Below are 15,109 nucleotides of genomic sequence, written 5' to 3'. Positions count from 1 at the left end.
AATTATGTTAAACTTAAAGCCAATCCTAATTAAGAGGTGATAATAATGGACATCCAATCTTTTTTCGAACAAGCTAAAACGACGCTCAAATTGACACAAAGTACCCCATTACAAAGTGCTTATCAGTTTGGCAGCGAGCCTGATAAACTCGCACAGCTCGTACTAACTGGCACAAAAACGGCTACCACCAGCGCTTATGACCTATACGAAACTGATGAACCACTGCCAAAAGTGGGCGCTTATGACGTCATCTTAGATGCTCATAATCAGCCTGTCTGTGTGACCCGGACCGATCAAGTCATGATTACGCCTTACTTGGACATCGATGCAACCCACGCTTACTTAGAAGGTGAAGGCGATCGTACTTATGCCTATTGGCGCCGTGTTCATGATGCCTTCTTCAAGCAGGAGTACCAAAGCGAGCATCAGCGCTTTGATCCCCATACTGCACAAATGGTTCTGGAACGCTTCCACGTCGTTTATCCCGTTCAGTAAAAATAGGGTTCCAATCAGCACTGGTGAATTCGTTTCCATTAGTGGTATATTGGAATAGAACTTTCATTAGGGGGAACGACACATGCATACTATCGAACAACTCAATGACGGGCGCGCGGTCTATCTAAATGGTCACCGCGTCAATGTCGCCGATGTGCCCATTTTTCGTAAAACTTTAGCACTCAATAATCAGTACTATGACCTGCAACACACCCATCCCGAAGTACATACTTATCAGGAAAATGGTCACCGCTACGATATTGCTTTCAAAGTGCCACGCACCGTCGCTGATTTACAACAAAAACACCGTGCTTATCAAGAAATTGCGCAAAGTAACAGCGGCATGTTAGGCCGCACACCGGATTTTCTTAATACTGGGATGGCCGTCTTAGCAGAACGCGCTGCCTTCCTCGGGCAAAATCAATATACTGATTTTGCAGCTAATGCCCGCAATTACGCTAAGGCGGTCAAAGCTAACGATATCTTCATTAGCCATGCGCTTCAAAACCCACAACTCAACCGTCAAAAAGCCATCAATGCCATTCCGTCTGGATACGCGGGTGTTCATACCATTGAACGTAATCAAGATGGAATCTTTGTTTCTGGTGCCAAAATGGTCAATACGATGGCCCCAATTGCTGATGACCTCCTGATCTTTAATCCGCCGGAACTGTTGTTAGAAAACGGCGATAGTAGTTATGCTGTCGCCTTTGCTACGCCACTCAATAATCCGGGCGTCAAGATCATTTGTCGCAAATTATTAAATCATCCCGCCGCTTCCATTACGGATTACCCACTCAGCAACGCCCTTGATGAGATTGACGCCTACATTGTCTTTGATCACGCCTTTATTCCGTGGTCAAAAGTATTTGTTGAAAATAATGTTGAAATGAGTAATCGTTTCTTCATCGATTCAGGCATGTTTAGCCACACTTCCCATCAAGATGAGGTTCGAGGTATTACTAAGCTTGAGTTAGCAACCAGTTTAGCGCTTCGGATTGCTCATATCTTAGGATTAGATGGTTTCTTAGGTGTCCAAGAAAAACTCGGTCGGTTAACCGCTAATCTGGAACTCATCAAGGGTACCATCACCCGTTCAGAAGACAACGGTCATCTGGACGAATTCGGTATCTATACGCCCAGTCTCCAAGCTTTGCAAGCGGTTCGCTCGACCCTTCCCGAATACTATGACGAGGCCTTGCGCGTGACTCAACACTTAGCGGCCGGTTCCATGGTTGGCGTGCCAAGTTTTGCGGAATTTGACGGCGATAATGCGACAATCCTCAACCAGGCACTCACGACGGACCGAGCCACCGCTAAAGCCCGCAAGCGCTTGTTGAACTTAGCCTTCGATTTAACAAGTTCTGGCTTTGGTCAGCGCCAATTGATGTACGAATACTATCATGGTGGTGATCCAATGCGTATTCGTGCCCAACATTATCAACGTGCCGATTTACAGGCTGGCAATCAGATGATTGACCGACTATTGTCAGCGGACAACGCAAACACCCATGAATAAGTAATCACACCAATACCCAGGTTAGTCCTTAAGTGAGTATTGGTGTGATTTTTGCGTCTTTAGATTATTGACTATTTAGTCAAATATAATTCGCGTAACTGTTGACATTCCGCTGAGGTCAGCCCTAGACCCGTCTGCAAGTAATTTAAAAATGTGTCGTACCGGGCCTTGATGACTTCAAAGTAATGGCTCAGGTAATCAGTGTCTACTAATAATGCCTGGTTCACGGCCCGTTGTTGCTCCTCAGATAATTGCGACGCCATCGTCGCCAAGATTTGTTGATTAGCAGCTGCACGTGCTTGATTTGTGAGCAGATAGTCAGCCATGATTTGCTCGTCACTAATGCCCAAAATTTTTAGAAATAAGGCGGCCCCGACGCCGGTGCGATCCTTACCAGCAAAACAATGGAACAGTAGTGGCTGATCTGGAACCAGTAGTAGCTGTATAAATTGACGATAACTTTGACGGGCAGTAGGATCTAACGCTAGCTGTTCATATAACTGAACCATGCGGTCATGGACCGCCCCCGTACTACTAATCATCGATTGTAAACTTGCATCGTTCGTCATGACTTGTGCTAGCACATCCAGCACGTGATACTGGACGTGTGGCCATGTCGCATCTGGAAATTGATGACGCTCATCAGCACTACGCATGTCCACGATTCGCGTAATGCCAAGCGTGGTTGCTAGATACTGCGTCTGTGCCGGTGTTAATTGATCCAATTGTCCTGACCGGTAAATTAAACCATCTTTGATTACCTGCTGATTTTTATTGCGATAACCACCTAGTGACCGTAAATTAGTAATCCCTTCCATGACCAAGCCCCCTGCTAGATTGATAACTTAATTGTAAACTGTCACCGTTAAATTTTCAGTCAAAGGCCATTTAAAAAAGTCATTTAGTCACCAGACCCAACTGATCTAGTGACTAAATGACTTGTTAACCGCTAACTTTATCGACTCAATTAATCAAAGTGTCGCCATTCGTGATCCAACAACGCACGCGCTACAAATAGCCCGAGCGGTAAAAACATGATGATTAACACGGCCTTCGTCAGCCATAGTGAACCGACACCAATTTGATTATTGCCAATACTATAAATTGCACGATAAATATATAATCCCGGAACCATAATTACGATTGAAGGTACCGTCAATGAAATCCGGGGATAGCCGTTATAACGATTAACTACCGATGCGATCAAGCCGGCAACGAGCGCCCCACAAAAGGCGGCTGCGGCTGGTGGCATTGCCGTCAAGTCGACTAGTTCGAGGCGCAATGTATTCGCAACGGCACCAATAAATCCCGCGGTAATGGCCATTTTTTGCGAGCTATTAAACATTATTGAGAACCCGTAAACGCCGCAAAAACTAGCTGGTAATCGTAATAAAAGTACCGCTAACGGTGAAAGTCCTAGTGGTAAGAAATCAGCTGGTTTGAAGTTCACCAGTGTCGCGACCAGCCAGCCGATGAGGGTTGCAATCAGGGTAACCATAATCGCATAAGCTAAGCGCTCCAGTCCTGAGCGCATATCCAACTTAGAGATATCCAACATACTCGTAATGAACGGAAAACCCGGAATCACGAATAACATGGCACCAATATACCCCGCCTCATGCTGGGCAAGAATTTGGAAATTATATTCAAAAATCTTAAAACTAACCATATAAGCCAAACACGCTACCGCAACGCTGACCGCAATCCCGGCAACCGTCGTCATCGACCGTTTACCCATCAGCGCCCGAACATAGTTACCAAGACCCGCGCCCAAAAAGGAACAAATCATCTCGGGAATACCCCCACCAAGTAAGAAGATAAATCCACTACAGGCTAAGCCAGCTGCCAACCCAAGAACCAGTGGCGAATACTGTTTAGGACGCGTCTGAACTTCATCAATTGCTGCATGCACTTGTGCCACCGTTAACCGTGCATATTTCGCATCAAAGTCTTTGACAAACTGTTCAAGAATATTTAGTTTATCCGTATTTACACCAGTATTTGGTATCGATAATACTTGCGTATAACTACGTTCATGATGAAAGCACGTGTACTGAATCGAAATCAACCCGATATCTGCCGAGCACGTTAAATTCAGGCTGCGAGCAATCTTATTCATCGCATCACGAACCCGCCACGCTCCCGTCCCACACGACAACATTAAAATGCCAACTCGACCAACAATTGATGTTCGCTCTTGTAAGCTAGCATGCTTAGCGGGAACATCTTCATTACGGATAAAGTCCTTCCATGGAATCGTCATATGATGTCGTTGTGACAGCGGCATCACCGACTTACGCTCTTTATTCATTTCTTCCTCCATCTTAGATCGTCCATTATGTTAGTAGCTTTCCCCCTTATTTTAGGCTACTAACATCATTTATGATAGCGATTTTGTCATTTTAAAAGCATAATGTTTCACGTGAAACATTAGCCTCATGATGAGTTTCCCCAGCTTGTTAATTGAACTACCCCCTCAAAAGTAAACTTGATTACCATTCGTTAATTTAAGCGTCACAATTTTCGCCGCTATCCGCAATCATATGATAAGTTACCGTTATCATCTAATAAAGGAGCGATTTGTATGTGCACTAGTCTAACTTATACAAATAGTCATGGAGGCCACTTCTTAGCTCGTACAATGGATTTTAATGTTGACTTTGAGACCCGTATTATGTTCATGCCTCGACATTACCGCGTGACGGGTGACCTTGGTGATTTCACCACGACTTATGGCTTTATTGGCGCGGGTCGCCAACTGAACCATGAAATTTTCACGGACGGCGTTAACGAATGTGGTGTCAGCATCGCAGCACTCTACTTTCCGAATCATGCAATTTACCAGCCACACAGTAACCAAGACAAAATCGATCTCGCACCCCACGATTTCGTCGCCTGGGTACTCGGAAAAATCACCAGTGTTTCTGACCTACGTGAGCGCGTCAAAGACGTTCAATTGATTAGTAGCACGGCAGAATTAATTAACGAAATTCCACCACTTCACTTTATCATTAGTGACCAAACCGGTGAAACCGCCGTCTTGGAACCAACTAGTGGCGAGCTTCGCCTGATTAATAACCCAGTCGGCGTCCTGACCAATTCACCGAACCTCAAATGGCAGCTACAAAACTTAAGTAAGTATGGCACCCTGACTAACACCGAGCGGCCACTAAATAAATTCATTAACTACCAACCTGGTTCACAGGGACCTGGTACGGGTGCCTTAGGTCTACCTGGTGACTATACTTCGATGTCTCGCTTCGCACGGACCGTCTTCTTGAAACACTATGCGCAAGTGCCAGCGACAACAACAGATACAGTCAACTTACTTCAACACATCTTGAATGCTGTGACTATTCCCAAGGGCGCCAAAGTAGCCGCCAACGGCCAAGCAACCTATACTGAGTACCGTAGCTACATGGACTTGAATCATCAAACGTACGCACTAGAACTGTACGAAAATCCGGGAGTGATTCAGCAAGTTAACTTAACTGATCATTTATTAGAACAACAGACCGTTCCGTTAGAATACGTCCTTAGTCGCACCCCACACGTCCAATTACTAACTCCCGATGTTGCCACCTTGCCAGCGGCCCATTAAGACTTTCAGAAAAGCAGTAACTCAAAAAAGCTTGCATCACAAATCTAGTTGATTTTGTGATGCAAGCTTTTCGTATTATTTAAACTTAGTCTAACGCGGCTTTTAGATTAGCTAAGGTTAATTCGCTCGTTGAAGTGAAGTTAACATCCGCACCCGTCAAAATGGCAGGATCACCAATCCCGATCGACGTTTCACCAGCACCATTAATTGACTGAATACCGACCTTAGCATCTTCAACGCCCGCACATTCTTCAGGCTTCAAGCCAAGCACTTCCGCGCCACGTGCGAAGATCTCTGGATCTGGCTTACCATGTTTCAAGGTTGCGGGATCCACCCGGGCTTCAAAGTAATGCGCCAAGCCTAACTGTTCCAGAACCAATGGTGAATTCTTAGAAGCTGAGGCCAAGGATAAACGATACCCATGCTTAGCGAGATCAGCCAAGAAGTCTTCGATACCAGGTAAAATTGCAGTTTTATCCATTCCCTTCAACAGGTTCAGATAATTAGTATTTTTCTTGGCTGCGTAAGCCACTTTTTCAGCTTCCGTATAGTCGTTTTCCTTACCACCCGTTTTTAAGATCAAGTTCAACGAGTCCATTCGACTAACACCCTTTAAATTATCGGCAAGTTCTTCACTCCAGGCAACGCCCAACTCGTCAGCTAATTGATGCCAAGCTTGTGAATGATAAACGGACGTATCCGCAATCACACCATCTAAATCAAATACAAACCCTTTAATATCTGCAAATTTACTCATTAATGGTTCCTCCTCGTTAATTACCAGCACAATTGATTGCTGGGTACCGGACAACTGCGCAATCATCAATAGATGCGCCAAGAGTGACGGCTACCCGTCTTGTTTTGAAGCACACCGTTATTGTTCACTTAACATTATAAAACGCTTTCAGCTTCAATGCAACCGGTTGCATAACAATTTTAATGACGACTGTTGCCAATCACACGACTGCCGCCGATCAAATCGCAATGGCGGCCCCATTACTGCCGTCCATCCTGAATTCACGGATTTACTAATAATGACTGATCCAACCATTTTTCCACAAACGGTTGCACGCTTTTACGCCCCGCTTAATCTTGGGTCGGAATTGGAATATCCAGTCGATACTGGTACTGATGCTGGGTTAAAAATTGCCGTAATTTAAAACTAGCAGCCAATTTAAAGCACGTTTCCGCATCCCGTAAATCGCATCCGGTCAGTGTTGTGATATGGTGCAGTCGATTACGCAGTGTATTTGGATGAACGTATAATTGCTTAGCCGTGCGGGTCAAATTACAAGTCGCCCGTAAGTAGACATCTAATGTTGGTACCAGTTCTGTATGGTTTTGCTGATCATAGGCTAACAACAAACGTAGGGCTGGATTAATAAAGAACGGTAAGATCTCAAGGTGATTAACTCGTGCCAACGCAAGGTTATAGAATTGGTCTTCACAAAAAATCACCCGACCACGGCCAGTCTTCAGTTGCGCCGTTCGTTCACAAACTGTATACGCGGCAAAGGTATCTTCCGGATTAACGTAGTGCTGAGACACGATCAAGCGGCAATCCGCTTGCTTCGTAATTTGCTGCAACGTTAGTTTAAATTGATTCTGATTATATGCGACCAGACTAATTGGGATCAGTGCCACACATTGTTGCTGATACGTCGAAACCAACACTTGTTTGAATCGTGGCATCATCAAGTACTGTAGTCGCTGCTGTAAAATCATCGGTGCTTGATCAGCTAGTGGTTCGCAGCGGATTAACACCATGGCTGTCGGTAATTGCACGTGTTGTTCAGCAAACTGATCAGCAAACGTTCCCCCTTGATGTTCCGTCAATAATAAGTTTAATAACCGGTCCCGTTGCGATTCAGCTGTTGGCATAATCTGATTTTTAACTAACGAGCCGGCGATAACCTGACCAATCGAATTGATCAGTAGTGCTTGTCGATCATTCAATGGTTTATTGAGTGCTGGCATTACCAAATAACCGATCGGCTCGGTGCCATTTGCTAACGGCGTAATTAGCATGGGCCCCGCCGACAACTGATCTTCCGCCACGTAGACTTGCGTTAAAAAACCCGGCGTATCCGGTGCAAATCCGTGGTCTAACAGCCAGCGTCCGACGCGATTCGTCTCAACTGCAGCGTGAATACTAGTCCCATTGAGTTGCGTCGTATGCGACCGTGTCAGAATCTCCCCGTTCAGATCAATAATCGCCAGTGGATTCTCTAATAAGCGTACTGCTTGGGCCAACGTGGTATCAAAATCCGCCGTAATTGCTTGAATAGCGAGCTGATTGATGGCCGGTTGAATTTGAATGTCATGGTGTAAACACTGACCAAGTGTCATTAATAATTTCAATAACTGGTTTTGCGCCGCAATGATCGTGGTCAGACCGGTTCCCAGATTGACTAGTCCGACCGACTGACGATGGCCGTGCCAACTATAGGCAAGCCGAACTAGCTGACTGGACTCGGGGGACAAATATAACCGGTGGCTTGCTAACGCTTCTGCCGGATCAACAAATTGGACGTGAGTAACTTCGGGATTATGTGTAAATGTTGGATCGACAGTCACCACAAACGTTGTGGCTAACTGCCGCAATAACGGTTTTAATTGCATACTCAAGTAACCTCCTTATTCACGCTTGTCGCCTTCATCATAAATAATGTAAGCGCTTTTGTAAAGGAACCTACTGACAACCCCCCTATCCCACTCGAAAGGCCCTCAGCTTTCTTAGGCCCGTATTCGGACAAAAAAGAGCGGGAATCCCGCTCTTTTCATAAACCTATTAGGCTAAGAAATCAGTCTGTGTTTTGGCATCGTACCGAGTCGTATGAAGCGGTTCTTGCGCTGCTTTCCCGATTGCGATTCCCATTACTGGCACGTATCGTTTAGGATCAAGACCCAGCGTCGGAATCATCTTTTCAAAGTCAATTCCGGAGAACGCATTGGCATCATACCCATGAGCCCGTGCCACTAGCAGCAACTGCATCCCGACAACGGAACAATCAATCGTCGCATCGAATTTCAAGAAATCTGGTGTGGCATTTTCATATAATGGTAAGAAGGTTCCCAGAATCTGATCCAAGCGTTCCTTCGTAATATTCCCATCCTCATAAACTTTGTTCCAGACATTGCGATAAACATAATGCGACTGGGTATCACCGGCAATAAAGACGATGGCCGATGCACTGTCGACCTGTGGGTAATTGAATTTCATCACGGCTTGTTTGAACTTAGCCTTTGCCTCGGGGGTATCCACGACGACAAAGTGCCATGACTGTAAATTACATGCCGATGGCGCGGTGGCTGCTTCCGCAATCATCTTTTGTAACTCATCACGTCCAATTTTAACGTTCGGGTCAAACTGCCGAACTGAATGGCGGTTAAACATCACGTCTGCTAAATCATTGTTCACCAAATTTTTTACTGCTTCTGACATCAGCTATTCCTCGCTTTCGTAATCCGCCTAAATAATGTAAGTCGCTGCCTTGGGATTGAAGAAACTCCGGTCATACCGACCCGTTAAGAGCTTTGGCATTGTTGTCGCAGCATCAACTTCGTCCAACTTCAGTGTGTTGAACATAACTGACGTGTCGAAGTGGAACCAAGCGGCACCGAGTGGCTTCAAGACCTTCAATTCGCCAAATGGATCATCATCGGTTGACTCCAACTGAATGCTTAGGTTCCCAGGTTCAACTTGATCAGCTAAGGACCGTAATTGAGTCGCAACTAATTGGACATTACTAAAATGGTTCGTCCCATCTTCATGTTGATCAATGTCATATTTGTAGAAGAAACTATTCATTTCGGCTTCCTTACCTAACGCGAGCTGCCCCGCAAATTGTTTCATAATTGACGGATCATTCAGTTCACCGGCCGTCCACGAAACGTTCAGTAATGTCTTGCCATGGCGTTCGACCGTGGCTGTCGCACTGTTGTCATTCCGGCGCAATTCAATGGCATCTGCTAATTTCTTAGGAATCCCAGCACCTTCCCGACCTGCAATCACACCACTCTCCGCCCCAGGACCGTGGAGTAAGAGGTTAATCGGGTAAGCGCCCATCATTTTATCCTTGTAGCTAACTAACGCAAATAGGCTTTCTTCAAGGTATGGGGCACTAAAAGTCGGTTTTCCCATATGAACGACATAACCGCAAACCACCGGTGCCATTAATTTTAATGGTGCTGGAATTAAAGCCTTAAGCACCGCTTCGTCAGTGGCATAAGCAAACCCAATACCTTCCTGGTCATTCATGCTTGGTGCTGTCAAAAAGTTCTTAACATCCTGATCACTTGCAATAAAACTTGCCATGGTAAAACACTCCTTTGTTTGCGTGACTAGCTTACATGATACCGTCCATGATGTGCACGTCTGGTGCACCATCCGTCACGATCCGTTTAACTCGGTCTTCAATCAGTGGATTATATTCTGGATGGGTCAAAATGTAGAAACGGTTATCCTCTAAGGCTTTAAAGACGGTATCGGCAATCGTATCAATTGGTTTCCCGTTGGTAATGACATACTTCGCAAATTGTTGTCCCTTTAAGTACGCTTCACTTTGATAATACGGGTCCGTTGGGTCGCTGTATTGCGCTGGCCGGTGATTTTCAGTGTGATAGAGATCCGTCTGAACAAAGCCAGGGCACATCACGTGCATGTCGATATCAATATTAGCCCGTTGTAAGTCATAGGCGGTCGCTTCAGTCATCCCAACAGAAGCGAACTTGCTAGCATGATAAGAAGGCATTCCGGGCGTATCAACTAAGCCGGCAATCGAAGCCACGTTAAGAATATCCGCATGGGTCTTCTGTTGAATCATAATTGGGATAACGCGCTTCATCGCATAAACTTGACTCATTAAGTTGATATGCATGATCCATTCCCAATCACGAGTCGGCAATTCCCAAATTCGGCCAGGTAGCGCGATCCCGGCATTATTAATCAGTAGGTCGATCCGCCCAAACTTTTCCATGGCCTGCTCAACCGCATCGTCGACACTAGCTTCCTTTGTAACGTCAGCGGTAACCATCAACACCTCGGCACCCTTGTCGAGAATATGTTGGTACGTTTTCTTCAAAGCTGGTTCGTCGATATCAACAATCGTGAGCTTCATACCCCGATCCGCGGCGCCTTCAGCAATAACTTGACCAAATCCGTGGGCCGCACCCGTGATAAACATAACTTTATCTTTAAAATCTTTCATGATGTTTTGCGTCCTCCTCGATGAAATTGTGATTCTATTAACTTATCAGTAAACATTAACCTGATGACCGGTCATTTATCTTGACTACGCTTTCATATTAACCCACTAAATTTGTTTGAGTAATGGATAAAAGTACTAGTCTTACGACGATTAAACTGTAGCTTTTATACATGTGTGTTGGTTCACAATTATAACTAACTAAAGTGTGGTTCCAACTTTAATTAGCTAATAAAAACGCATGCCAGCCCTTCTTAGCTTACATGCGCATCATTATAATTGGATTTATTTTCTTAATACTGCAACCGTTCATTGTGCACGGCTACGTTGCCGAAACATTCAAGGTCCTTGCCAGATCAATCACTCGTGCTTTGATCTGATCTCGGACCTGTCGAAATACTAGCAATTGGTCACTAACACTGCCAGTCGTGCGAGCCGGATCAGGCAATGGCCAGTGTAGCCTGGTCACCGTTGCCGGAGTGACGGGGCAGCGATCCCGTGCATCACCACACAACGTCACCACGACTGCACACTGATTAAGATAGGTCAGGTCGATTAATTTAGAAACATGGTCACTGATATCAATACCCACCTCGCTCATTACTTGAACAGCTAGTGGGTTCAGGCCATGTGTCTCCACCCCAGCACTAGCAACTTGCCAGTTTGGTCCCAATAATTGCTGTGCAAAGCCTTCTGCCATCTGACTGCGACAGGCATTGCCCGTACATAAAAAATATATTTTTGGCATTTCGCCGTCCTCCTAAATTACTGATGATAACGACACTAATCGCGTATCATCACCAATATTATGCCCGCAAGAATCCCGCTTGCTCCGCTAATAACCATTAAGATACAACATCGTCATGCGCGTAACCGCGATAGGTCGCTGTGACTATTCCAGCAATCGAATAAGCTAGCCTTAACCCTCAAGCATGCGCTCACTATATTTTTGTAATCGATTTCAAAACGATTTATACTAGAATTGATATTACAATATTATTCTAAACTTATAACCAGTCCCCCCTGAGCAGTTACTCATCGCGAGAACGGTCTTATTTCAACTAATTTATCGGAGGTCTTTTCCATGACAGTAGCAATTCGTTATCAAACTCGCAATGGCAATACACAAGCATTTGCCGAACAAATCGCTAGCGTGGCAGGTGTTCCAGCACAATCCATCGATACACCTGTCGAACAAGCTGACACACTCTTTTTTGGCGGCGGTACTTATTTTATGAAACCCGACAAAACCGCATCTGCTTTTATGAAGAACCTTGATCCGACTAAGATCAAACAAATCGCCCTATTCACAACTTCTGGCGGACCAGAAATGGTTTCAGACAAAGCCCTGACAAAGATTGCCACCGAAAAGGGCATTCCCGTCATCGGCCACTTCCACCAAGTCATGGGTGGCAAAGGAATGAAAATCATCGGCAGTGCTGGCGGCAAGCTCAAAGATGAGCAGATTGAACTCGTTAAGGAATTCGCTCAAAAAATGTTAGCTCAATAATGATTTGACGGCGCTCGCGTTGACTGAAAAAGTCAATGCGAGCGCTATTTTTGGATTAGTGCTGAAGACCTAATTAGCCCGTCTAATTTGACGTAGGACGTCAATGCACCGCTGCTGATTAGCGTTAGGCAAAAAGGACTTCCGCACCGCCAGTTGCATGTAACAGTGTAATTGCTCTTGGACAGCTAGTGGAATCCCTACAACCTGATCACTTAGCACTACGGAATCCGCAATGACCACCCCAACACCAACGTTTTGAGCGACTAGACCTTCGACTAACGCGTTGGTAGCTGCCTCGTAGACGATTTTAGGCTGTATGTGGCCGCGCTGACAATATTGTTCTAACGCTAACCGTGGTAATGCGTGTTTAGGACGAGCGATGATAGGCACTCCTTGTAAGTCAGTTGCTCGAATCGTTTTTAAGTGACTTAATGGACTATTGACATTGGCCAAGACCTGCATCTGATGTTCCTCTAAGATGCTCACCCGTAAATCCGTGGCGCGTTCTGGGACCAAAGTTGAAAAAACCGCTGCGTCTAACTTGCCTTGCCGCAAGTCAACTAACAATTGTTCTGAATCAGCAACGGTCGTTGTGACCTGGTCTAATAAATCAACTGAGATAAATTTTTTTATCACCCGGGGAAGCCAAATACCACCCGCAACATTGGAAAATCCGAGCCGAACTTGCTGCTCATTAGCGTGATGAACTTCCAGTGCCATCTGCGCAACGTCTTTTAAGAGTTGCTTAGACTTAATATACAAGGTCCGCCCCGCTGCCGTCGTTACTAGTTGGGCCCGATGGTTGGCCTGCGTTAGTAATACTGCTTGGTATTCTTCTTCCAATCGTCGTAAAGCTGCAGAAATAGCCGGTTGTGTGACGTGAAACTTGGTCGCCGTGGCCGTGTAATTTCCCGTCTCAACTAATGAACAGAAGTACTTTAAATCGCGTTCATTCACGTCAACGCCCCCATTCAATCTATTTAATACCTAATTTTAACACGAAAGATGCGGCAAATCGTGGTCAGGATCAATCACGACTTACCGCATCTATATTGCTCAGTTAGTCTTACCAAAAGCCTAATAACTTGGTCCACAGCAAGCCCCCACCTAACCAGATGACGTTAAAAATAACCCCAATAATTGCACTCAATCGCCACCACTCCGCACTAGTCACATAGCCTGTACTTGACAATAATGCCGCGGGCCCGGCCGAGTACGGCGTCGTTGACAAGTTGATTGAACCAGCAAATGCCAATAGTAACACCGCTAAAACATGGGGAACACCGGCACCAATGGCGATGGATAAAAAGCCAGCATATAACGCCGAAATCTGTGTTGAAACACTCGGAAACATGTAATGTAAGTAAAAATAAGCTAAAAACAGGATAATGAGCACGCTAATCCAGTTCATACCATTCAGTAAATGACCTAACGTTTTGGAAAACCATGGGAAAAAGCCTAGTGTCATTAGCTTCTTAGACATCATCATGATGATCGATAACCAGACTAAAATATTCCAAGCAAAATGTTCATTGAGCAAATCGTTAGTCGTTAACACGCCCGTAATCAGCAAAATAACAACTGCAATAAAACTTACTTCGGTCGCATCGATGCCAATTTTAGTCCCGATCAACCATAAAACAATCGCTAAAATAAAGGTAATTGACATAATTTTTTCACTAGCTGTCATTTTTCCAAGTGCGGCCAAACGCGTCGTTGCCCAGCGGTGCGCGTCTGGCGTTTGTTTCACCTCAGGGGGATAGACTTTATATAGTACCCATGGAATAATTAGTAGCGATAAAATACCTGGGACACAAGCAGCCATAAACCATTGCATCCAAGTTACCGTGATTCCCTGCATCTTAGCTAAACCAATAGCCACCATGTTGCCAGCTAAACCGGTCAAAAACAAGCCTGATGTAATATTATTAACTTCATATTCATTAAAAACTAGAAATGAGCCTAATTTTCGCTGTGTGCCCTGTTTCGGATCAGATCCCATTTCACGAGAAAGATTATCAATAATGGGATACATAATCCCGTTGACCCGCGCATTATTGCTAGGAATACCAATCGCCAATACGGCATCAACAAAGGATAAGGCGTATGCTAAGCTCAGCGTGCGCTTGCCAAATAAACTGACAAACAGATAGGCGATCCGCTTGCCAAGTCCTGATTTAATAAAACCAGCAGCCATGAACATGCACATGGCAACCATCCACGCCGTCGAATTACCAAAACCAGTAGCGACTTCGTCCATCGTAAAAACACCCGTTAACGTCGCGACAACAATCCCAATCAGCGTGACGGCCATCATCGGTAATGGCTTGGTAATACAAGCAATAATCGTTGCCACAAAAATTGCAAATAAGTGCCACGCCATAATACTAATTGCTACTGGTCGTAGTGGCGTACCTAGCCATAACCCAATTCCAAAAATTAGCGGTAACAGAAAGCCCTTCCATTTTATTTCACTCAACATCTGCACTTCCTCCTAATCTTCATATAATTGTTAAGATTTTCACATATCTTGCCATTAACGGTTGTTTGACGTTTTTCAATATCACCATAACTTAATTTATAAGTCTGTCAATTTAAATTTAGTTGTAGTTGCTTGAGGTGTCGCAATAAAACCCGTTATATACAGCCTACAGGGACCTGTTTGCGATTAAAAATACCTGAAATTATCATAGCAACTAGTGCCTTTTATCGGACACTTTTATAAATAGAATTTATAAAAAGCTAAAATAAAGTTTGCCACTTGCTTAATTCTCACT

General features: G+C 44.8%; 14 protein-coding genes. 4 read left to right on the top strand and 10 right to left on the bottom strand.

Annotated elements, in window-relative coordinates:
• Positions 1-45: 45 nt before the first annotated feature.
• Complete coding sequence (locus tag V7R88_RS00320) at positions 46-495, top strand: ASCH domain-containing protein (protein ID WP_057717353.1); 450 nt, start codon at positions 46-48, stop codon at positions 493-495.
• A gap of 82 nt (positions 496-577) precedes the next feature.
• Positions 578-2,014 (top strand): 4-hydroxyphenylacetate 3-hydroxylase N-terminal domain-containing protein, encoded by a 1,437-nt coding sequence (locus V7R88_RS00315; protein ID WP_214334326.1) that lies wholly within the window; start codon positions 578-580, stop codon positions 2,012-2,014.
• 71 nt (positions 2,015-2,085) lie between these two features.
• Here the strand turns inward: V7R88_RS00315 and V7R88_RS00310 are convergent, their stop codons facing one another.
• Together V7R88_RS00310 and V7R88_RS00305 are read right to left on the bottom strand one after the other, a co-directional pair.
• A complete protein-coding gene (locus V7R88_RS00310; RefSeq protein WP_214334327.1) occupies positions 2,086-2,832 on the bottom strand; it encodes a tyrosine-protein phosphatase in 747 nt (248 codons plus the stop codon).
• Positions 2,833-2,981: 149 nt separating this feature from the next.
• On the bottom strand, positions 2,982-4,325 hold the full coding sequence (locus V7R88_RS00305) for a threonine/serine ThrE exporter family protein (RefSeq protein ID WP_214334328.1): 1,344 nt from the start codon (positions 4,323-4,325) through the stop codon (positions 2,982-2,984).
• Positions 4,326-4,598: 273 nt separating this feature from the next.
• Here V7R88_RS00305 and V7R88_RS00300 point away from each other — a divergent pair, with 273 nt between their 5' ends.
• A complete protein-coding gene (locus V7R88_RS00300; protein ID WP_063724118.1) occupies positions 4,599-5,615 on the top strand; it encodes a choloylglycine hydrolase family protein in 1,017 nt (338 codons plus the stop codon).
• An 85-nt stretch (positions 5,616-5,700) separates the two neighbouring features.
• Here the strand turns inward: V7R88_RS00300 and pgmB are convergent, their stop codons facing one another.
• The 6 genes from pgmB to arsC form a co-directional block, all read right to left on the bottom strand.
• The gene (gene pgmB, locus V7R88_RS00295; RefSeq protein WP_057717349.1) at positions 5,701-6,372 is read right to left on the bottom strand and encodes a beta-phosphoglucomutase; all 672 of its coding nucleotides are present in this window, start codon (positions 6,370-6,372) and stop codon (positions 5,701-5,703) included.
• Positions 6,373-6,701: 329 nt separating this feature from the next.
• On the bottom strand, positions 6,702-8,237 hold the full coding sequence (locus V7R88_RS00290) for a PucR family transcriptional regulator (protein ID WP_214334329.1): 1,536 nt from the start codon (positions 8,235-8,237) through the stop codon (positions 6,702-6,704).
• A 169-nt stretch (positions 8,238-8,406) separates the two neighbouring features.
• Positions 8,407-9,060 carry a nitroreductase family protein gene (locus tag V7R88_RS00285; protein ID WP_128531182.1) on the bottom strand — a complete coding sequence of 218 codons (654 nt, stop codon included), beginning with the start codon at positions 9,058-9,060 and terminating at the stop codon, positions 8,407-8,409.
• 27 nt (positions 9,061-9,087) lie between these two features.
• Positions 9,088-9,933, bottom strand: coding sequence for an acetoacetate decarboxylase family protein (locus V7R88_RS00280; RefSeq protein ID WP_012778317.1), 846 nt, complete (start codon positions 9,931-9,933; stop codon positions 9,088-9,090).
• A 31-nt stretch (positions 9,934-9,964) separates the two neighbouring features.
• On the bottom strand, positions 9,965-10,825 hold the full coding sequence (locus tag V7R88_RS00275) for an SDR family NAD(P)-dependent oxidoreductase (RefSeq protein ID WP_003641673.1): 861 nt from the start codon (positions 10,823-10,825) through the stop codon (positions 9,965-9,967).
• A 319-nt stretch (positions 10,826-11,144) separates the two neighbouring features.
• A complete protein-coding gene (gene arsC / locus V7R88_RS00270; protein WP_013355086.1) occupies positions 11,145-11,570 on the bottom strand; it encodes an arsenate reductase (thioredoxin) in 426 nt (141 codons plus the stop codon).
• A 336-nt stretch (positions 11,571-11,906) separates the two neighbouring features.
• Here arsC and V7R88_RS00265 point away from each other — a divergent pair, with 336 nt between their 5' ends.
• Complete coding sequence (locus tag V7R88_RS00265; protein ID WP_012778314.1) at positions 11,907-12,332, top strand: flavodoxin domain-containing protein; 426 nt, start codon at positions 11,907-11,909, stop codon at positions 12,330-12,332.
• A 69-nt stretch (positions 12,333-12,401) separates the two neighbouring features.
• Here the strand turns inward: V7R88_RS00265 and V7R88_RS00260 are convergent, their stop codons facing one another.
• Both V7R88_RS00260 and V7R88_RS00255 read right to left on the bottom strand, forming a co-directional pair.
• The gene (locus tag V7R88_RS00260) at positions 12,402-13,289 is read right to left on the bottom strand and encodes a LysR family transcriptional regulator (RefSeq protein WP_063724122.1); all 888 of its coding nucleotides are present in this window, start codon (positions 13,287-13,289) and stop codon (positions 12,402-12,404) included.
• Between the two features lie 109 nt (positions 13,290-13,398).
• Positions 13,399-14,814: a DASS family sodium-coupled anion symporter gene (locus tag V7R88_RS00255; protein WP_214334330.1), complete on the bottom strand. Its 1,416-nt coding sequence runs from the start codon at positions 14,812-14,814 to the stop codon at positions 13,399-13,401.
• Positions 14,815-15,109 lie beyond the last annotated feature (295 nt).

Source organism: Lactiplantibacillus argentoratensis (genome assembly GCF_037290055.1).
Taxonomy (GTDB): Bacteria; Bacillota; Bacilli; order Lactobacillales; family Lactobacillaceae; genus Lactiplantibacillus; species Lactiplantibacillus plantarum.
The sequence above is the reverse complement of the archived record's forward strand: the minus strand, read 5'-3'. Positions and strand labels throughout refer to the sequence as shown.